The sequence below is a fragment of the Streptomyces sp. NPDC091209 genome, from assembly GCF_044757755.1.
In the GTDB taxonomy this organism is placed as follows: domain Bacteria; phylum Actinomycetota; class Actinomycetes; order Streptomycetales; family Streptomycetaceae; genus Streptomyces.
In genome coordinates this window covers 13,062-31,910 of the sequence record NZ_JBIVVR010000017.1, presented here as the reverse complement: position 1 = coordinate 31,910, position 18,849 = coordinate 13,062, and the positions used below count along the sequence as shown (strand labels likewise).

The 18,849-nt window shown below is 71.0% G+C and carries 15 protein-coding genes and 2 pseudogenes; 6 read left to right on the top strand and 11 right to left on the bottom strand.

Annotated features, from left to right (window positions below):
• Window positions 1–24 precede the first annotated feature (24 nt).
• The gene (gene oxc, locus ACIQRL_RS35570; protein ID WP_401339403.1) at window positions 25–1,776 is read right to left on the bottom strand and encodes an oxalyl-CoA decarboxylase; all 1,752 of its coding nucleotides are present in this window, start codon (window positions 1,774–1,776) and stop codon (window positions 25–27) included.
• Between the two features lie 296 nt (window positions 1,777–2,072).
• Between oxc and ACIQRL_RS35565 the strand changes: the two genes are divergently transcribed.
• The gene (locus ACIQRL_RS35565; protein WP_401339401.1) at window positions 2,073–3,662 is read left to right on the top strand and encodes a FadD7 family fatty acid--CoA ligase; all 1,590 of its coding nucleotides are present in this window, start codon (window positions 2,073–2,075) and stop codon (window positions 3,660–3,662) included.
• 122 nt (window positions 3,663–3,784) lie between these two features.
• Here ACIQRL_RS35565 and ACIQRL_RS35560 read toward each other — a convergent pair whose 3' ends face one another.
• The 5 genes from ACIQRL_RS35560 to ACIQRL_RS35540 all read right to left on the bottom strand — a co-directional run bounded on the left by ACIQRL_RS35560 (window position 3,785) and on the right by ACIQRL_RS35540 (window position 9,998).
• Entirely contained in the window at window positions 3,785–4,717 is a 933-nt protein-coding gene (locus ACIQRL_RS35560; protein ID WP_401339399.1) for a LysR family transcriptional regulator, read from the bottom strand.
• Between the two features lie 134 nt (window positions 4,718–4,851).
• Window positions 4,852–5,064, bottom strand: a complete 213-nt coding sequence (locus ACIQRL_RS35555; protein WP_401339396.1) for a formate dehydrogenase subunit delta — start codon at window positions 5,062–5,064, stop codon at window positions 4,852–4,854.
• A gap of 1 nt (window position 5,065) precedes the next feature.
• Window positions 5,066–7,912 carry a formate dehydrogenase subunit alpha gene (fdhF, locus tag ACIQRL_RS35550; protein ID WP_401339395.1) on the bottom strand — a complete coding sequence of 949 codons (2,847 nt, stop codon included), beginning with the start codon at window positions 7,910–7,912 and terminating at the stop codon, window positions 5,066–5,068.
• Entirely contained in the window at window positions 7,909–9,522 is a 1,614-nt protein-coding gene (locus ACIQRL_RS35545; RefSeq protein WP_401339393.1) for a formate dehydrogenase beta subunit, read from the bottom strand. The genes fdhF and ACIQRL_RS35545 overlap by 4 nt, the downstream gene beginning before the upstream one ends.
• Window positions 9,519–9,998, bottom strand: a complete 480-nt coding sequence (locus tag ACIQRL_RS35540) for an NAD(P)H-dependent oxidoreductase subunit E (RefSeq protein WP_401339390.1) — start codon at window positions 9,996–9,998, stop codon at window positions 9,519–9,521. The genes ACIQRL_RS35545 and ACIQRL_RS35540 overlap by 4 nt, the downstream gene beginning before the upstream one ends.
• A 363-nt stretch (window positions 9,999–10,361) precedes the next feature.
• Between ACIQRL_RS35540 and ACIQRL_RS35535 the strand changes: the two genes are divergently transcribed.
• On the top strand, window positions 10,362–11,051 hold the full coding sequence (locus ACIQRL_RS35535) for a GntR family transcriptional regulator (RefSeq protein WP_401339389.1): 690 nt from the start codon (window positions 10,362–10,364) through the stop codon (window positions 11,049–11,051).
• Window positions 11,052–11,117: 66 nt separating this feature from the next.
• Here the strand turns inward: ACIQRL_RS35535 and ACIQRL_RS35530 are convergent, their stop codons facing one another.
• A complete protein-coding gene (locus ACIQRL_RS35530; protein WP_401339388.1) occupies window positions 11,118–12,002 on the bottom strand; it encodes an acyl-CoA dehydrogenase family protein in 885 nt (294 codons plus the stop codon).
• Between the two features lie 213 nt (window positions 12,003–12,215).
• Between ACIQRL_RS35530 and ACIQRL_RS35525 the strand changes: the two are divergent.
• A pseudogene (locus tag ACIQRL_RS35525) lies at window positions 12,216–12,548 on the top strand (serine/threonine protein kinase); the annotation flags it as partial.
• A 364-nt stretch (window positions 12,549–12,912) separates the two neighbouring features.
• A complete protein-coding gene (locus ACIQRL_RS35520; RefSeq protein WP_401339386.1) occupies window positions 12,913–13,098 on the top strand; it encodes an Atu4866 domain-containing protein in 186 nt (61 codons plus the stop codon).
• 322 nt (window positions 13,099–13,420) lie between these two features.
• Here the strand turns inward: ACIQRL_RS35520 and ACIQRL_RS35515 are convergent, their stop codons facing one another.
• The 4 genes and pseudogenes from ACIQRL_RS35515 to ACIQRL_RS35500 all read right to left on the bottom strand — a co-directional run bounded on the left by ACIQRL_RS35515 (window position 13,421) and on the right by ACIQRL_RS35500 (window position 16,477).
• Complete coding sequence (locus tag ACIQRL_RS35515; RefSeq protein ID WP_401339384.1) at window positions 13,421–14,416, bottom strand: N-acetylglucosamine kinase; 996 nt, start codon at window positions 14,414–14,416, stop codon at window positions 13,421–13,423.
• Window positions 14,416–15,663 carry a 6-phospho-beta-glucosidase gene (locus ACIQRL_RS35510; RefSeq protein ID WP_401339382.1) on the bottom strand — a complete coding sequence of 416 codons (1,248 nt, stop codon included), beginning with the start codon at window positions 15,661–15,663 and terminating at the stop codon, window positions 14,416–14,418. Before ACIQRL_RS35510 ends, ACIQRL_RS35515 begins: the two co-directional genes overlap by 1 nt.
• Window positions 15,660–15,962, bottom strand: a pseudogene (locus ACIQRL_RS35505) (carbohydrate ABC transporter permease); the annotation flags it as partial. The gene ACIQRL_RS35510 and the pseudogene ACIQRL_RS35505, both read right to left, overlap by 4 nt.
• Window positions 15,923–16,477, bottom strand: coding sequence for an extracellular solute-binding protein (locus ACIQRL_RS35500; protein ID WP_401339379.1), 555 nt, complete (start codon window positions 16,475–16,477; stop codon window positions 15,923–15,925). The pseudogene ACIQRL_RS35505 and the gene ACIQRL_RS35500, both read right to left, overlap by 40 nt.
• Window positions 16,478–16,645: 168 nt before the next feature.
• On the opposite strand from ACIQRL_RS35500, the gene ACIQRL_RS35495 reads away from it, so the two are divergent.
• The gene (locus tag ACIQRL_RS35495; RefSeq protein ID WP_401339376.1) at window positions 16,646–17,476 is read left to right on the top strand and encodes a GntR family transcriptional regulator; all 831 of its coding nucleotides are present in this window, start codon (window positions 16,646–16,648) and stop codon (window positions 17,474–17,476) included.
• 107 nt (window positions 17,477–17,583) lie between these two features.
• On the top strand, window positions 17,584–18,681 hold the full coding sequence (locus ACIQRL_RS35490; RefSeq protein ID WP_401339374.1) for a glycosyl hydrolase family 18 protein: 1,098 nt from the start codon (window positions 17,584–17,586) through the stop codon (window positions 18,679–18,681).
• Window positions 18,682–18,849 lie beyond the last annotated feature (168 nt).

Below are 18,849 nucleotides of genomic sequence, written 5' to 3'. Positions count from 1 at the left end.
CGAGTTCGGGCGGTGAGTTCGGGCTCACTTCCCGGCCGGCGCGATGTTGCCGACCGTGATGCCCTTCGGGTTCAGGTGCGCGATGTGGCCGCTCTCGGTCCCGGCGGAGGGGTCGATCACGCAGTCGATGAGCGCCGGGCCGCCTGAGGCCAGCGCCTCGGTGAGCGCGGCGGTGACCTCGGCGGGGGTGGTGGCGCGGTAGCCCTTGCCACCGAAAGCCTCGATCATCCGGTCGTGGCGGGCCGCGCGCATGAGGGTGGTCGGCGAAGGGGCGTCGTCGAGGGGATTGACGTCGTCGCCGCGGTAGACACCGCCGTTGTTCATGACGACCGTGACGACGGGCAGCTTGTAGCGGCAGACGGTCTCCAGTTCCATGCCGCTGAACCCGAAGGCGCTGTCGCCCTCGACGGCCACGACCGGGGCGCCGCTCTCGACGGCGGCGGCGATCGCGTAGCCCATTCCGATGCCCATGACACCCCAGGTACCGCTGTCGAGGCGGTGGCGCGGCACGTGCATGTCGATGACATTGCGCGCGATGTCGAGCGCGTTCGCGCCCTCGTTGACGATGTACGTCTCCGGACGCTCGCGCACGACATCACGTACGGCCTTCAGAGCTCCCATGAACTGCATGGGGTGCGGATCCGCCTTCAGCCGCTCGGCCATCTTCGCCACGTTCCGCGCCGAACGCGCGGCCAGTTCCTCGCGCCAGGCGGCGGGTGCCGCGATCCGGCCGGGCTTGGCCCGCTCGGCGATGGCGTCGAGCACCGACTCGATGTCTCCGACGAGCGGGGCCGCGATGGGCTGGTTGCTGTCCATCTCCCTTGCCTCGATGTCCACTTGGATGAACCGGGCGCCGGGGTTCCACTGCGGTGCCTCGCCGTGGTTCAGCAGCCAGTTGAGGCGGGCGCCGACGAGCATGACGACATCGGCCTTCTTCAGGGCCAGCGAACGGGCGGTGGCCGCCGACTGCGGGTGGTCGTCGGGCAGCAGGCCCTTGGCCATCGACATCGGGATGTAGGGGATGCCGGTGGACTCGACGAACTCGCGGACGCGGTCGTCCGCCCGCGCGTACGCGGCGCCCTTGCCGAGGACCACCAACGGCCGCTCGGCGCCCGCGAGCAGGTCGATCGCGCGGTCGACCGCCTCGGGTGCCGGCAGTTGGCGCGGCGCGGGGTCGACGAGGCGGCTCAGCGTCCTCGCGCCCGCCTCCGCGTCCATGATGGAGCCGAGCACCGCGGCGGGGATGTCGAGATACACACCGCCGGGGCGCCCGGAGACCGCGGTGCGCAGCGCGCGGGCGATCCCCCGGCCGATGTCCTCCACGCGGCCCACCCGGTAGGCGGCCTTGCAGAACGGCTGCGCGGCGGCGAGCTGGTCCATCTCCTCGTAGTCGCCCTGCCTGAGGTCGACCAGGTGCCGTTCGCTGGAGCCGGAGATCTGGACCATGGGAAAGCAGTTGGTGGTGGCGTTGGCCAGCGCGACCAGACCGTTGAGGAAGCCCGGCGCGGACACGGTCAGACAGATGCCGGGCCTCTTCGTGAGGTAGCCGGCCGCCGCCGCGGCGTGGCCCGCGTTGCTCTCGTGCCGGAAGCCGATGTAGCGGATGCCCCGCGCCTGCGCGAGACGGGCCAGGTCGGTGATCGGAATGCCGACGACCCCGTAGATGGTGTCGACGTCGTTCATCCTCAGCGCGTCGACGACCAGGTGGTACCCGTCGGTGAGCTCGGTCTGCACGTCGGCGTTCGCCGCGGTCTCCGGTGTCGAGGGGGCGGTCATGGTCCGAGGTCCTCCTTGGGCAGGTCCTGTCGGTGCGGCTGCTCCTCCCACCTTCCGCAGCCCGCTCGCCCGCGTCCAAGACCCATCGGCGACCAGCCGATAACCAGCGTCTATCGACGGCAGGTCCGGGCCCCGCAACTCCCTTGATAGACGGCTGCTATCGGCCGTTCGCCGTTACGTATTGGACGTGGGCCGGGCAGCGCCGCAGGCTCGCAGAGGACCGCTTCGCCGAGGCGGTGGACCGCCGTGACGGGCGGACGACGCTTCATCGGACCTGGCGGCGAGGGGGTGCGGTCATGGCCGTTCCGGCTGCGGCCCCGGTGCGCGACTCGGACGGCTACCGGCCCCCTGAGGTCACGGGACTCGCGGGTCTCCTGGACCGGCCGGTCCGCGAACGCCCGTACGCCCGTGCCCTGATCGTCGGTCCGGACCGGGTGCATCTCTCGTACCGGGCTCTCGACGCCCTGGCGGACGCCGTGGCCGCGCGGCTCGGCGTCTCGGGGCTGCGCCGGGGCGAGGCGATCGGCCTGATCGGCGCCAACACCGCGGAGTTCGTGGTGGCGTTGCTGGGTGCGGCGCGGGCCGGGCTGGTGGTCGCGCCGCTGGACCCCGCGCTGCCGGCAAGGGAGTTGTCCGCCCGGCTCGAAGCTCTCGGCGTGTCCGCCGCGATGATCGGTCCGCCGGCGGTCGACGCCCCGCCGGTTGTGGCGCCGTGGGTTCCCGCCTGGCCGCTGCGGGTGCACGCCTCCCGGGCCGGAACGGCGTCGGTGGTGCTCGACACGTCCGCGCCGCTACGTCGAGTGCGCGGCGCGGCAAGGGAGTTGCTGCCGGGCGACGCTCTGGTCCTGTACACCGCCGGAACCACCGGCCCGGCCAGGACGGTCCCGCTGTCGAACGCGAACGTCGCCGCGTCGGTGCGGGCCATCTGCGCCACGTACGCGCTGGGTCCCGGCGACGCGACGGTGGCCGTGATGCCGCTCTTCCACGGCCACGGGCTGTTCACGGCCCTGTTGGCGTCCTTGGCCGGCGGGGGGTGTGTCCTGCTGCCCGCGCGGGGGCGGTTCTGCGCCCGGACGTTCTGGGACGACATGAGGGTCGCCTGCGCCACCTGGTTCACGGCGGTCCCGGCCGTCCACGAAATTCTGCTGGAACGGGCGGAGTTGGAGCATCCGGTCCCGCAGGTACCGCCCCTGCGTTTCGTACGCGGTTGCGGCGCGCCGCTGAACCCGGCCACACAGCGGGCCCTGGAGCGCGTGTTCGGCGCGCCGCTCCTCTCGGCGTACGGCATGACCGAGTCCACCCACCAGGCGACCAGTGAGCCGCTTCCGGAGCACGGCGTCCTCGATCAGGGGTCGGTCGGCGGACCCACCGGGGTGGAGGTGCGGGTGGCGGACCGGACCGGGCGGCCGTGCCCGGCCGGGGTCCAGGGCGAGGTCTGGCTGCGCGGGCCCACGGTCGCCCGCGGATACCTCGCCGAACCGGCACGAACCGCACGCCGGTTCGCGGACGGCTGGCTGCGCACCAGCGACCTGGGGACCCTGGACGCGGGCGGCTTCCTCTCCCTCGCCGGGCGGCTGGACAACATCATCGACCGTGGCGGCGAGAAGATCTCCCCCGAGCATGTCGAGGACGTCCTCGCCGGATGTCCGGGGGTCGCCGAGGCCGCGGTGTTCGCCTTCCCGGATGCCGTGTACGGGCAACGGGTCGGCGCCGCCGTGGCCGTCCGGGAGGGCGAGACCGTCGCACCGGAGGAGATCCTGCGGCACTGCCGTGACCGGCTGGCGGCCTTCGAGGTGCCCGAGCGGCTGGAGTTCGTCGCCGCACTGCCCCACACGGCGCAGGGCGGACTCGACCGGAGTGCGGTGGACGCCCGGTACGGTCGCTGACGGCCGCGGCCTTCCCCGCTGTCCGCCGGGCCGGCGCCCGCGACGCCCGCTCGGCCGGACCACCGCCCGCCCGGCTGGCCGGCTGGCCGCCCGGCTCCGCGGTCCAGCGCACCCTGCGTCGTTCACCTCACGCGACGCTCGTGCGGCAGGGGCTGCCCGAAGAACTCGTCCAGCGCCAGGCCCGTCGCCGCGTTCACGAAGGCCCGCGCGGCGACCGAACCCGGGGTCGCCGCGTGGATCGCCACCGAGACCTGGGCGCCCGCCTCCGGGTCGACCAGCGGCAGCGCGCGCGTCCTGCCGACCACCGGCATCGCGCGCAGCCAGGTGTGCGGAACGATGCTGGCCCAGTCGCCGCCGCCGACATGGGCGTAGAGCGCGGCGATGGAGTCCGTCTCCACCTGTGGCGTCACCACGAAGCCCTTGTCCGCGAAGACGCCGTCGATGATCTGCCGGATGCGCATGTCGGGGGTCAGCAGTGCGAGCGGCAGTTGGGCCGCGTCCGCCCACGTCATCGTGGAGGACTGGGACATGAGCTGGTCGTCGGAGACCAGCAGCATGTACCTCTCCTGGTACAGGGGAACCACCTGAAGGCCCTCCTGGTCGCCCGGGTCGAAATGGGCGATGGCCACATCCAGCTCGAAGTCGCGCAGTTGGCGGTGGAGTTCCTTCGTCGACAGACGCGAGCGGACCTGCACCTTGGCCAGCGGATGCGCCGCGCAGAACGCGGCCACGGGCATCGCCAGGGTCGTCGAGGCCGTGGGGTCCGTCCCGAGCCGGAGCGTCCCGGTGATGCCCGACTGCACAGCGGCCACCTCGGCCTTGAACGCGTCCTGCTCGGCGAGGATCCGCTTGGCCCATACGACGAGCCGTTCGCCTTCGGGGGTGAGGCCCTGGTAGTTGTGCCCGCGGTTGATGAGCGTGACGTTCAACTCCCGCTCCAGTTTGGCGATCGCCGCCGAGAGAGCGGGCTGCGAGACGTAGCAGGATTCCGCGGCCCGTGCGAAGTGCCGCTCCCTGGCCACCGCCACGAAGTACTCGAGCTGCCGGAACAGCATGAACGACTCCTCTCCCGCCACCGTCACGCACCGGCACCGGCACCGGCACCACCGACGGACCGGCCTGCCGCCCCGTGATCATCCCGAGCGTATCGAGCCGGCCTCGTCCCGCCCCCTGCCGTGCGCGGCCGGGCTCAGCGCAGGAGCCGTACCGCCGCGATCACCAGCGGATGCAGCCCGTCGGCTCCCGCGTCGACGTACGCGAGGAGCCGGGAGCGCATACGGGGGTCCCAGAAGCGGCCGATGTGACCCGCGACCGCCTCGGCGGCCGACTCCCCCGGCAGGTGGCCGAGGTTCACCGCGATGTCGTTCGCCATCCGGCGTTCCGGTGGCACGGTCGCCGTCATCTCAGTCCACCGCCGTGAGGACGTCGTCCGCGGCCCGCTCCGGGGACTCGTCCTCTGCGGGCTCCGGCGTCCGGTCGCCGTGTCCCAGCGGATGGGCGAGCCCCACCTGTACGGCGGTCACCTTGTACTCGGGACAGTTGGTCGCCCAGTCCGAGTTCTCGGTGGTCACCACGTTGGCACCGGTCACGGGATGGTGGAACGTGGTGTAGACGACACCGGCCGGCATCCGGTCGGAGATCTCCGCCCGCAGGGTCGTCCGCCCGACCCGGCTGGCCAGCGTCACGAGCGCGCCGTCGGTGATGCCCCGCACCTCGGCGTCGTGCGGGTGCAGTTCCAGGATGTCCTCGGGATGCCAGGCGACGTTGCCGGTGCGCCGGGTCTGCGCGCCGACGTTGTACTGGCTGAGGATGCGCCCGGTGGTGAGCACCAGCGGGAAGCGCCGGGTACTGCGCTCATTGGTCGGCACATACGCGGTGACGACGAACCTGCCCTTGCCGCGCACGAATTCGTCCACGTGCATCACCGGTGTCCCTTCGGGCGCCGAGGCGTTGCACGGCCACTGCACGCTGCCCAGCTTGTCGAGCAGGTCGAAGGACACGCCGGTGAACGTCGGGGTGACGGAGGCGATCTCCTCCATGATCCGGCTCGGATGGCCGTACGCCATCGGGTAGCCCATGGCGGTGGCGATCTCGCACACGATCTGCCACTCGTGCTTGCCCGTCTTCGGCTTCATCACCGCCCGCACCCGATTGATCCGGCGCTCCGCGTTGGTGAACGTGCCGTCCTTCTCCAGGAAGGAGGCGCCGGGCAGGAAGACATGCGCGAACTTGGCGGTCTCGTTGAGGAACAGGTCCTGCACGACGACGAGTTCCATGGCTTCGAGCGCGGCGGTGACGTGCTGGAGGTTCGGGTCGGACTGGGCGATGTCCTCACCGTGCACGAACAGGCCCCGGAAGGTGCCGTCGATCGCCGCGTCGAACATGTTGGGGATGCGCAGTCCCGGTTCGGCGAGGAGTGTGCCGCCCCACAGGTTCTCGAACACCTCGCGGACGGCGTCGTCGGAGACATGGCGGTAGCCGGGCAGTTCGTGCGGGAAGGAGCCCATGTCGCAGGAGCCCTGCACGTTGTTCTGCCCGCGCAGCGGGTTGACCCCGACACCGTCGCGGCCGATGTTGCCGCACGCCATGGCCAGGTTGGCCATTCCCATGACCATGGTCGAGCCCTGGCTGTGTTCGGTGACGCCGAGGCCGTAGTAGATGGCCCCGTTCGGTGCGGTCGCGTACAGCCGCGCGGCGGCCCGCAGTTGAGCGGCGGGGATACCACTGATCCCCTCGGTGGCCTCAGGACTGTTCTCGGGCCGGGCGATGAACCGGGCCCACTCGTCGAACCCTTCGCATCTGCGGTCCACGAAGGAACGGTCGACCAGGCCCTCGGTGACGACGACATGGGCCATGGCGTTGACGACGGCGACGTTGGTGCTGGGCCTGAGCTGGAGGTGGTGCGCGGCCTCGATGTGCGGGGAGCGCACCAGATCGATGCGGCGCGGGTCGACGACGATCAGCTCCGCGCCCTCGCGCAGGCGCCGCTTCATCCGGGAGGCGAACACCGGGTGCCCGTCGGTGGGGTTGGCGCCGATCACCATGATGACGTCGGCCTCCGCCACGGAACGGAAGTCCTGGGTGCCGGCCGACTCGCCGAAGGTCTGCTTGAGTCCGTATCCCGTCGGGGAGTGGCAGACGCGGGCGCAGGTGTCCACGTTGTTGTTGCCGAACGCGGCGCGCACCATCTTCTGGACGACGTAGACCTCTTCGTTGGTGCACCGCGACGAGGAGATCGCGCCGATCGAACTCGGCCCGTACCGGCTCTGGATGTCCCGCATCCGCCGGGCGACGGTGCCGATCGCCTCCTCCCACTCGACCTCGCGCCAAGGATCGGTGATCCTGTCGCGGACCATGGGCCGCAGCACCCGGTCGGGGTGGGTGGCGTAGCCGAAGGCGAAGCGGCCCTTCACACAGGAGTGGCCCTCGTTCGCGCCGCCGTCCTTGTACGGCACCATCCGGACGAGTTCGTCGCCGCGCAGCTCGGCCTTGAAGGAGCAGCCGACCCCGCAGTAGGCGCAGGTGGTGACCACCGAGCGGGTCGGCATGCCGAGTTCGACCACCGACTTCTCCTGGAGGGTGGAGGTCGGGCAGGCCTGGACGCAGGCCCCGCAGGAGACGCACTCGGAGTCCATGAACGTCTCGGCGGCGCCGGGCGAGACCTTGGAGTCGAAGCCGCGCCCCTCGATGGTCAGCGCGAACGTGCCCTGCACCTCGCCGCAGGCCCGCACGCAGCGGGAGCAGGCGATGCACTTGGAGGGGTCGAAGTCGAAGTACGGGTTGGACGTGTCCTTCTCGGCGTCGAGGTGGTTCTCGCCCTCGTAGCCGTACCGCACCTGCCTCAGCCCCACCACGCCCGCCATGTCCTGCAGTTCGCAGTCGCCGTTGGCCGGGCACGTCAGACAGTCGAGCGGGTGGTCGGAGATGTACAGCTCCATGACGCCCTGACGGAGCTTCTCCACCTTCGGTGTCTGGGTGCGTACCGTCATCCCGTCCGCCACCGGCGTGGTGCAGGACGCGGGGGTGCCCCGCCTGCCGTCGATCTCCACGACGCACAGCCGGCAGGAGCCGAACGGCTCAAGGCTGTCGGTGGCGCACAGCTTGGGTATGTCGATGCCGGCCTCCGCGGCGGCGCGCAGCACGGAGGTGCCCTCGGGGACGGTCACCGGCAGTCCGTCGACCTCCACCGACACCGTGGCCTCGCCGGGGCGTTCGGGGGTTCCGAAGTCGGGTTCCTTGAGCAGGGTCATGCCGTGCCCTCCGTCCTCGCGCCGGTCGCCTGTACGGGCTGGATCTCCAGGCTGCGACGGCCGCCGAGGAAATCGTCGGGAAAATGGGTGAGGGCGCTGCGTACGGGCATCGGTGTCAGCCCGCCCATCGCGCACAGCGAACCGTCGGTCATCAGGTCGCACAGATCATCGAGGAGCGCCAGGTTCTCGTCCCGGTGCCGGCCGGCCACGATCTTGTCGATGACCTCGACACCACGTACCGAACCGATCCTGCACGGAGTGCACTTGCCGCAGGACTCCGCGGCGCAGAACTCCATCGCGAAGCGTGCCTGGGCGGCCATGTCGACGGTGTCGTCGAAGACCACGACGCCACCGTGGCCGACCATCGCCCCGGCCGCCGCGAAGGCCTCGTAGTCCATCGGCAGGTCGAACATCGATGTCGGCAGATAGGCGCCGAGCGGCCCGCCGACCTGCACCGTGCGCACCGGGCGCCCGGAGAACGTACCGCCGCCGTAGTCCTCGACCAGTTCGCGCAGGGTGACGCCGAACGCGGTCTCGACGATGCCGCCGCGGGCGATGTTCCCGCCGAGCTGGAAGACCTGGGTGCCGCGCGAGCGTTCGACGCCGAGTTCCTCGTAGGCCCGCGCGCCGGACGCGAGCACGACGGGGACCGTCGCGAGGGTGAGGACGTTGTTCACCACGGTCGGTCTGCCGAACAGCCCCTCGATCGCGGGGATCGGGGGCTTGGCGCGCACCGTGCCGCGTCTGCCCTCCAGGCTCTCCAGCATGGAGGTCTCCTCGCCGCAGATGTACGCGCCACCCCCGACACGGACGTGCAGGTCCAAGTCGAGCGCGGAGCCGAGAATGCCTTTGCCGAGCCAGCCGTGCTCACGCGCGATGCCGATCGCGGCCCGCATGGTGGCCACCGCGTCCGGATACTCCGAGCGGATGTAGAGGTAGCCCTCGCTCGCGCCGACCGCGTGCGCGGCGATGGTCATGCCTTCGATCAGCAGGAACGGGTCGCCCTCCATGACCATCCGGTCGGCGAAAGTGCCGCTGTCCCCCTCGTCGGCGTTGCAGCACACGAACTTGAGCCCGTCCGCGCAGTCGAGCACGGTCTTCCACTTGATGCCCGCCGGGAATCCCGCGCCGCCCCTGCCGCGCAGTCCGGACGCGGTGACCTCGGCGACCACGTCGGCGGGCGCGCGCTCCAGAGCGGCGCGCAGCCCCACGAGGCCGCCGTGTGCCGTGTAGTCGTCCGTGGACAGCGGGTCGGTGACGCCGACCCGGGCGAAGGTGACCCGGTTCTGCCGCGCCAGCCACGGGAGTTCGTCCACGACGCCGAGCCGCAGGGGATGCTCGGCGCCGTCGAGCATGCCGGACGCGAGCAGGTCCTCGACGTCGGACGGGGCCACGGGACCGTACCCGACGCGGCCGTGCGGGGTCACGACCTCGACGAGGGGTTCCAGCCAGAGCATGCCGCGTGATCCGTTGCGTACGACGTCGATGGCGAAGTCGCCTCGTGCGGCGGCCTGTTGAAGGACCTGCGCGACCTGGTCCGCGCCGACGGACCGGGCCGCCGAGTCGCGGGGGACGTAGACCGTCGCCGCGGGATACCCGGTGTCGTTCATGAGGAGACCGCCCCTTCGATTATCGAGCCCAGCCGGGCCGGGCCGACCCGTCCGTGCAGCCGGCCGTTCACCTCCACCGAGGGGCCGAGGGCGCAGTTGCCGAGGCAGAAGACCTGCTCGACGGTCACGGCACCGTCCGCGGTCGTCTCGCCCAGTGCCAGTCCGGCCTCGCGGGCGTAGGCCACCAGGCCGTCGGCGCCGAGCGCCTGGCAGGCCTCGGCGCGGCAGATGCGTACGGTGGTGCGGCCGGCGGGTTCGCGGCGGAAGTCGTGGTAGAAGGTCACCACTCCGTGGACGTCCGCCCGGGAGAGGTTGAACTCATCGGCGAGTACCGGAATCGCCTCTTGCGGAACATGGCCCAACTCGGCCTGTACGGCGTGCAGTACGGGCAACAGCGCACCGCGTTGACCGCGATGGCCGGCGGCCGCCCTCCGGACCACGCTCTCGACCGTCACGTCACTCGCGCTGGTCGTCATGATCGCTCCGCCTTCCGTCACGCGGGTCCCCGGCGATGCTTGCGGGAGACTGAGAGACTACCCCATACAGGCTTCTGTATACAGACCTCAATCGAGCTCGATTCCGGTCGCGGGAGCGCGACTTGGCCGCGCGGGAACACGGACGGCCAAGCCGGCGTCCGGGCCGCGCACGCCCGGGACCTGCCCGAAGGCCGACACGGGGAGACGGGTCGGCGCCCCGGCCGGCCCGGATCCACCTCCGCAACGGCCCGCCATCCTGCATACCAAAACCTGTATGCTGACGCAGCCGTCGGCGACTCTCTCGGCGGCCACCACTTGGCAGAGCCGTCGGCCCCGCGGGCGCGGTGGCAGAACGGGGCTCCCATGCGTGAGGCACTCACCGCCGCCGCGTCCCGGCGCGTCACCCGCCCGGCACCGCTGCGGCAGGCCGTGTACGACGCCCTGACCGAGCTGATCGTCAACGGCTCCCTCAAACCCGGCCAGCACCTCGTCGAGGCCGAACTCGCCGAACACCTCGGGGTCAGCCGCCAGCCCGTACGCGAAGCGCTGCAACGGCTCCAGACCGACGGGTGGGTCGATCTGCGCCCCGCCCAGGGCGCCTTCGTCCACTCCCCCACCGAGGAGGAGGCCGCCCAACTCCTCGGAGTTCGTGCGGTCCTTGAGACCTACTCGGCCCAACTGGCCGCCCAGCACGCCAAGCCCGAGGACATCGAACGGCTCTGGGGGTTGCACCAGGAGGGCGTCGACGCTCTCGCCGCGAGCGATGTCGAGCGGCTGGTCGCGGCCAACACCGCCCTGCACACCTTCATCACCTCCATCGCCGACAACGCCGTACTGGCGGAACTGATCGCGGGCGTGAGCCAGAAGGTGCGCTGGTACTACACACCGATCGCCCGGCCCCGCGGCAAGGAGGCCTGGAACGAGCACGCCCAGCTCATCCGTGCCATCGCCAAGGGCGACGCGGACCGCGCCGGCGAGGTCATGCGCAAGCACACCGAGCGCACCACCGGCTTCTACCGCAGGCAACTCGCCGCCGGAGCGAACCAGGACTGACCGAACAGGCCCTCGCGCAGGGCTCATCACGTTGTCCGCCGGATCACGTCGTGGGCCGGGCCGGGTTCAGTTCGAGGTGAGGGCGTCCGCGGGACGGCGGGCAGAGCCGAGGGCGAGGGCCCCGACGCCGGTCCGGCGGGCGTCACCCCCGGGTTCGAGGACGTCAGCGCCGCGCCCGCTGACATCAGGGCCAGGGACAATGACATCGGCGCCGGGCCAGATGACGTCATCGCCGAGGGCGGCCCTCAGTTCCAGCAGCCACGGCCGCACCGTGCCCTCCAGGATGTCGAGTCCTCCGCCGTCGCGTCCGAGCATCACGTCCGCGGGGACCAGCACCGGATCCGCGCACAGGGTGGACGTCGCGCCGCCGCCGGGCCCTCCCCCGCCGGGTCTCGCGGGGACGAACAGGTCCGGAGCCTGCGCCGGAACCACCCACAGCGTCAGGCCGTCCGCCCCGGCGAGCGGCCGGGAGGACCAGAGGTAGCTGTCGGCCTCGCCCGCCGCGACCACCTGCCGCTTGCGGCCCCGCAGGGCGACCACGTCGGCGAAGCGGTTCGCGGCCGAGCACGACGTTCCGTACGGGACCTCCGCCCCTTGCTCGCCGGTTCCGCCCTCGAAAAGGGCGAGACCGGCGAGGTGTCGACCGGCGGCGACCTCGCCCCGTACCCAGGAACCGCCGCGGGATTCGACTGCGGCCACCGCGGCGAAGTGGGACATGAGCACGATGGCGGTCGCCGGGCAGACGCGCGCGGTCCGCGCGACCACCTCGGCGGCCTCCGACAGCCCGAGACCGCCACCACCGGAGTCCGCGGAGACGGTGAGCCCGAGCAGCCCGGCGCGGCCGAGCGCGGTCACGGCGGCACGGGGGAACCGGCCTTCCCCGGCGGTCACTTCGGCGGCGGGCGCGACGACTTCGGCCAGGACCACGGAGAGAGAAGAGCGGTAGGACACGGGGTGACCCCTCCTCGGGAACGACCTCCCACGGGAATTGCATACAGTATGCAGCTTTTACTCGGAGAGCACCAGTGAAGACCGGGGACGAATCCCGAGGGGACTTCTGGGACGTCGATCAGGACGTACGGCCGGTCCGACGGTCGGTAGGCTGCGGGAGATCGATCCCCGAGCCTGAGTTCTGCTTGTGCGGCGGTGTGGTGACTCCGTACGGTGCTGGAACGCCTCGCGTCCTGGGCGGCCAGACCCACTGCCCCCTGGCACTCCATCTGCTGGACCTCGTCGACGCGGGACGCGCAGACCCCGTGGCCGGCCACCGCCTACGTTCCCGGACCGACCCTGAATCAGCACGTCCTCGCTCACGGACCGCTCACGGCGGAAAGCCTGTACGCCTTCGCGACGGCCACCGCACAGGAGCTGGCCGCCATTCACTCCGTCGGAGTGGTCCACCGTGCCGTGAAACCGCAGAACGTCCTGCTCACACCTGCCGGACCCCGCATGCTGGACTTCGGCATCGCACACGCTGCTGACGGCACCAGCGTCACCCACACCGGGATCATGACCGGCACCCCCGGCTGGATCAGCCCCGAGCAGTACCGTCAGGGGCGGCGGGTACGGCGGGCGACATGTTCGCGTGAGGAGCGCTGCCTGGCCGGAGGAGTGGCCGCCCTGCTGCCCGGCGACACCGGGGGCGCCCGTCACACACACTCGTCCGCGGCCTCGGCGTCCCCCTGGTCTCGGCCGGATCCGGGCAGCCTGCGGCGAGCGCCGCGAGCTGGAACCAGGCGCGAAACGGCTCAGGGAGCGGGCGAGCACGACGTGGCGCGCGCGGTCCTGCACGACGAGGGCGTGGAGCCGGCAAGCCGATCCTCTGGTCCGGATCGACCAGAACGACTTCCTGCACCAGGAGTTGACCGCCGACGGCCGCTACGACGAGACGCCGGGTGGCCGCCCGCACGCCTACGAGGGCCGCTACTGGATCGACGGCGACCGCATCGACCACCTGGACGACCTCGGCTTCCGGACCTTCGGCAAGTTCAGGGGCGAGGAGTTGCATCACGCGGGGTATGCGATGCGGCTCGGGGAGCGGGCGTAGTTCGGTGCGGAGCGTGGACGGTCGTAGCGGAGCAGGGGCCGCCGCTCGTCAGGGACCAGACGCGGAGCCCGGCTCCGGCCGCTGGGTCCGGTGTCGGGTGGAGGGCGGCCGGTGCCGCGACGGTGAGGCGACGCCCTGCGCGGCGCGGTCGTGTCGGACCACGAGCCACCAGTCCCCGGAACCCTGCCCGCAGCCGGCTGTCGGCCGCCGGACCCGGACCCGGTCGCGGCCGCGGGTCCGGAGCAACAGCAGCGCATCCGCGCACACCACCGGACGGACCCCGGCACCCTCGCGGTACCGGGCCCCGTCCGGTCATGCGGGATCACTGCCCGCCACTCCCCCGGAACCCGGCGCGCAACCGCGTCTCGGCCCCGGGTTCCCGTCCCGGGTGCAGGTCCAGAGCGGCCAGGGCCGCGCCGAGCAGCGGCGGGTCCGTGCACACCACCGGACGGACGCTCGGGACCGCTGCCCTGAGGCGGTGTTCGACGTCGTCGAGAAGCGCCGCGTGGCCGGCGGCCAACACGCTTCCGCCCAGGACCACTTCGGGGTCCGGGGCGACAGCGAGTTGGAGGCGGCACAGGACCGTCAGGGCCATTCTCGCTATCTCCGACGCGAGGCGCTCGATCAGTTCGGTGGCGATCTCGTCGCCCTCGTCACGGGCCGCGAAGACCGCCGGGCAGAGTTCGCTGAGACGGATGGCGGGGAGGTCGCCGTTGTGCAGGGCCGCGGTGACGTCGGCGATCGTGGGGAGGGCGAAGTGGTCAATCACCGCCTTTCGAAGAGCCGTTCGCGGGCCGCGGCCGTCCTCCGCCCGCGCCGCGTGCCACAGCGCCGACGTGCCCACATCGATGCCGCCGCCCCAGTCCCCGGAGATCCGGCCGAGCGCGGCGAAGCCGGTGGTGCGGCCGTCGGGGGCGACGCCGACGCAGTTGATGCCGGTGCCGCAGACCACTCCGACACCCCAGGGGCGGCTGGCGCCGGCGCGCAGGACGGCGTAGGAGTCGTTGTCGACGCGTTGGGTGACCGCCCAGCGGCGGGCACCGACGGCCTCGCGCAACGCCTTGATCTCGTACGGCAGATCGGCCCCGGCGAGGAAGGCCGTGATGCCGTCCGCCTCGACGTCGTCCGCCACACCCGCCGACGCCATCGCCTCGGCGCGCAACGCGGCCAATACGTCCATCGCCGCGTCGACACCGACCGCCTGCGGGCGGAAGCCACCGCCCCTTGCGCGGCCCAGGATCGTGCCGTCCTTCCTCAACACGGCAACGTCCGTCTTGGAGTTGCCGCCGTCGACGGCCAGAAGCAGACCTGTGGTCATCAGGCCCACCACAGGTGTGCGCGGTTGGCGGCGACCAGCTTCGCCGCCAACTCCTCGGCGACCTTGACCTGTCCGATGAGCGGATGCGCCAGCAGCGCCGTCGCGACCCGGTCGACACCGCCGTGCAGGGCTGCTTCCAGGGCCAGTTCCTCGTAGGCCGTCACATGGGCGATGAGTCCGGCGAAGAGTGGTTCTACGGCCTTGACGGGCAGAGGAGTTGCGCCCTGGGCGTCGATGCGGGACGGGACCTCGATGACGGCGTCGTCGGGGAGGAAGGGCAGGGTGCCGTTGTTGCGGACGTTGGCGACGCGGATGTCGCCCGTGCCGGCGGTGAGGGCGTGCACCAACTGGACGGCGGCCTCGGAGTAGTAGGCGCCGCCGCGCCTGTCCAGCAGGGCGGGCTTCTCCGTCAGGGCCGGGTCGGCGTACATCTTGAGCAAGTCGCTCTCCATGCGCGCGACTTGTTCGGCGCGGGAGGGTTCACTGAGCTGCTCGCGCAGAACCTCGTCGTGGGCGTAGTAGTAGCGCAGGTAGTAGGAGGGGACGACGCCCAGTCTGCGGACCACGTCCAGCGGCATGCGCAGCCGGTCCGCGAGGGCCTGACCGTGTTCGTCGAAGATGCGCGGCAGGACGTCCACGCCGTCGAGCCGCACCGCCCGTTCCCAGGTCAGGTGGTTGAGGCCGACGTGGTCGAGGACGACGCGCTCGTGGTCGACGCCGAGCCAGTCGGCGAAGGTGCGTTGGAAGCCGATGGCGACGTTGCAGAGCCCAACTGCCTTGTGGCCGGCGTCGAGGAGGGCGCGGGTGACGATGCCGACGGGATTGGTGAAGTCGACGATCCAGGCGTTCGGGGCGCGCTTGGCGACCCGTTCGGCGAGGTCGAGGACGACCGGGACGGTGCGCAGGGCCTTGGCCAATCCCCCGGCGCCGGTCGTCTCCTGGCCGATGCAGCCGCACTCGTGCGGGAAGGTCTCGTCGATGTGCCGGGCGGCCTGGCCGCCGATGCGGAGCTGGAACAGCACGGCATCGGTCCCGTCGATGCCGGCGTCCGGGTCGGCGGTGGTGGTGATTTTCGCGGGGCTGCCCTGGCGGGCCAGGATGCGGCGGGCGAACGGGGCGATGACGTCCAGCCGCTCCGGGTCGGGGTCGACCAGGGCGATCTCGCTGACGGGGAGGCCCAACCGGGCGAATCCGTCGACCAGTTCGGGGGTGTACGTGGATCCGCCGCCGACAACGGTGATCTTCAACCTTTGACTCCTGTCAGCGTGACGCCCTCGACGAAGGCCTTTTGTGCGAAAAGGAAGACGATGATCACCGGCGCCATCGCGATGAGGGTCGCCGCCATGGTGAGGTTCCACTGCACCGCATGGGAGGTCTTGAAGGTCGCCAGGCCCAGGGCCAGGGTCCAGTGTGCGGGCGTCTCGCCGGTATAGATGAGCGGGCCGTAGTAGTCGTTCCAGGCGTTGAAGAAGGAGAAGAGGCCGACCGCGACGAGCGCCGGACGCATCATCGGCAGCACCACCCGGGTGAGGACCCGGAGTTCGCCGGGTTGTAGTACAGGCCGAAGGTGTCGGCGAGCCACGGCATGGTGCAGCGCTTGCCGCCGAAGACGGTGTACGACTGGACGGCCTTCGGGATCTGGCTCATGTCCACGTGGTCGGCCTTGATGTCCGGGGTGAGGTCCTGGAAGGCCCCGCTGGAACACCAGCCGCCGACGTTCGCGGCGTTGAACGAGGACGCGACGTCGGGGGCGGTGCCGCCGCGGATGGCCTGGTTGACCTTGTCGTCGGTCTGGGCGGCCACGGCCTTGACGGTGATGTACGGGTATTTCTTGCGGAACTTGGCCAGCACCGCGTCGACCGAGGCGATCTCGTGCGGGGAGCTGAGACCGTGCCAGAAGGTGATGGTGACCGGAGTGGTGTCGTCGGCGCCGGTGTCCGCCTTCGACGTGGCGCCGCCGGTGGTGCATGCTGCGGCCAGCAGCGCCGTCACCGCCAGCAGCGACGCGGCGACGGTACGGCGGGCGGTACGGGTGACGGGTCCGCCACGGGACTCGGACATGGAACCTCCGGCGAATTCGCTTACCACTTATTGACCAGTGGGCACATGCTGGGGCACCATTTGGTCAGTGTCAAGCGCGTCCGTTGCACGAAGCCGCGCGAGTAAAGCCATCAAAGTGTTACGTTGCGCCAGCTCAAATTGAACCACTGGTAAAGAAAGTTGGTAGGAATGGTCAGCGGTGAGAGCCGTTGGGAGAAGCGGGAACGCATCCGCACCCGCCTCCTCGACCTGGTCGAGGAGACCGGGCCGGGCCGCCCCCTCCCGGGCGAGCGGCAGCTGTGCGAGGAACTCGGGGTCTCGCGCCCCACCCTGCGCGCGGTGGTCGACGACTTCGTCCGTGACGGTCTGCTGGTGCGGGAGCACGGGCGCGGTGTCTTCGTCGCCCGCGCCAAGGTCGCCCAGCACCTCAGCGGCAGCGCCCCCGGGCAGGCACCGGGCCTGGGCGTCGGCGGCGTGGACGGCACCTGGGCCAGCCGCACCCTGGACTTCAAGACCGTCGCCGCCGGACCCCGGATCGGCCGCAGGCTGGGCATCGCGCCCAGCGAGCAGATCCTGCGGATCACCCGGCTGCGGACGGTGGACGGCGACCCGATGTGTGTGGAGACCCTCCACGTGCCGCACGCGCTGGTCCCCGGGCTGACCGCCCGCGACCTGGAGACCGACTCCTTCTACCGACTGCTGGGCCGGCGCTACGAGATCCTGCTGAGCGACGCCACGCAGAGCATCGAGCCGACCGTGGTCGACGAGTGGGAGGCGGAACTCCTCGGCGTCTCCGTGCACACTCCCGCCCTGCTCTTCGAACGGGCGGCCAGGGACGCGGCGGGGCGGATCGTCGAATTCACCCGCTCCGTCTACCGAGGAGACCGCTACCGCATCTTCACCAGGCTGTCGTTGGCCGCCCGGCCGGACGGCGGACGCGTCGTCGACGGCTCCTGGTCGGCGGCCACCACCGTCCCCGGCGCCGACACCCTGGTCTTCGACCCCTACTGGAGCAACTAGCCACCTCAGCGCACCAGTTCACCGCGCCGACTCTCGGGCCGACGCGGCGATCCCGCACGCCCTCCCCACCCGAAAGGCACGCCTCTCCCCACCAGAAAGGACCGATCATGTTCCGCTACGCACTCACCGTGACCGGCGTCGTGGCCTCCACGGTCACCACGCTGCTCGCCTGTACGGCCTCGGTCCCGGCCGACACCACCGCCTCAGGCTCCGCGACCACCGCCGCCTCCGGCACCTCGGGCGTCCAGCTCCAGACCTGGCTCTACCCCGGGTCGACCGGCAACTCCACCTGCACCGCCAAGAGCGAGTACGCCGACAACAGGGTGAAGAACGGCGCCCTCAACCCCGAGTACTGGTCGGTCCAGAGCAACGGCTCGGTGAAACTGGAGACCACCGCCGACGGCAGCTGCAACAGCTACAGCGCGGCCAACGTCGCCGACCTCAAGGCACACTCGACGTACCAGTACCCGACGCTCTCCGGCATGACCACCGCCGACGTCCACGCCCTGGTCAGCAGCAACAGCACCCGTACGGCGGCCGTCACCAAGGTCACCTCCCTCGTCAGCGACGCCGGGCTCAGCGGCGTCGACGTCGACCTGGAGGACTACTGGTCCTGGAGCTCGGCCGACTTCACCAACTACAAGACGTTTCTCAAGCAGTTGGCCACTGCCCTGCACGCCAAGGGCAAGCGCCTCCAGGTCGACGCACCGGCGATGACCGAGGACGCCTCGTTCTACGACTACGCGGCCGTGGCCGCCACCGGCGCCGACGACGTGGTGATCATGGCCTACGACGAGGAGTTCGACACCGCCGACGGCGCCCGTTGCCTGCCCATCAGCCCCTACGACTGGCTGAAGAAGGTCACCCAGTACGCGCAGGGCAAGATCCCCGACTCCAACCGCCTGATCATCGGCGTGCCCTCCTACGGCTACAGCGCGCCCGACCCGTGCGACCTCAACTCCGTGACGGGCAACATCCAGTTCAGCGACATGAAGAAGAGCCCCGGCTTCTCCAGCAACCCGGCGACCATAGAGAGCCGCCGGGACGCCTCGTCCGGCGAGATCCGCTGGACCTCCGGCGGCGTCCTGTACGACTACGTCGACAGCGTCGCCATGGACCGCAAGCTCGCGGTCCTCAAGGGCCTCGGCGTCACCAAGGTCTCGGTGTGGTCGCTGGGCGGCGGCAACCCCTGGTTCTCCAACTGACCCATCTGATCCACCCACGGCACTGATGTGGCGGGCACCCTCGGGTTCGGGTTCCCGCCACATCAACTCCCGTCAGAACGCGGTGCGAGATGCGCGGCTACGGGACGCCGTCGCGCGGGCACCGACGACCAGGCACGACGGGCTTCGCACGCGGGCCGTCGTGTCGAC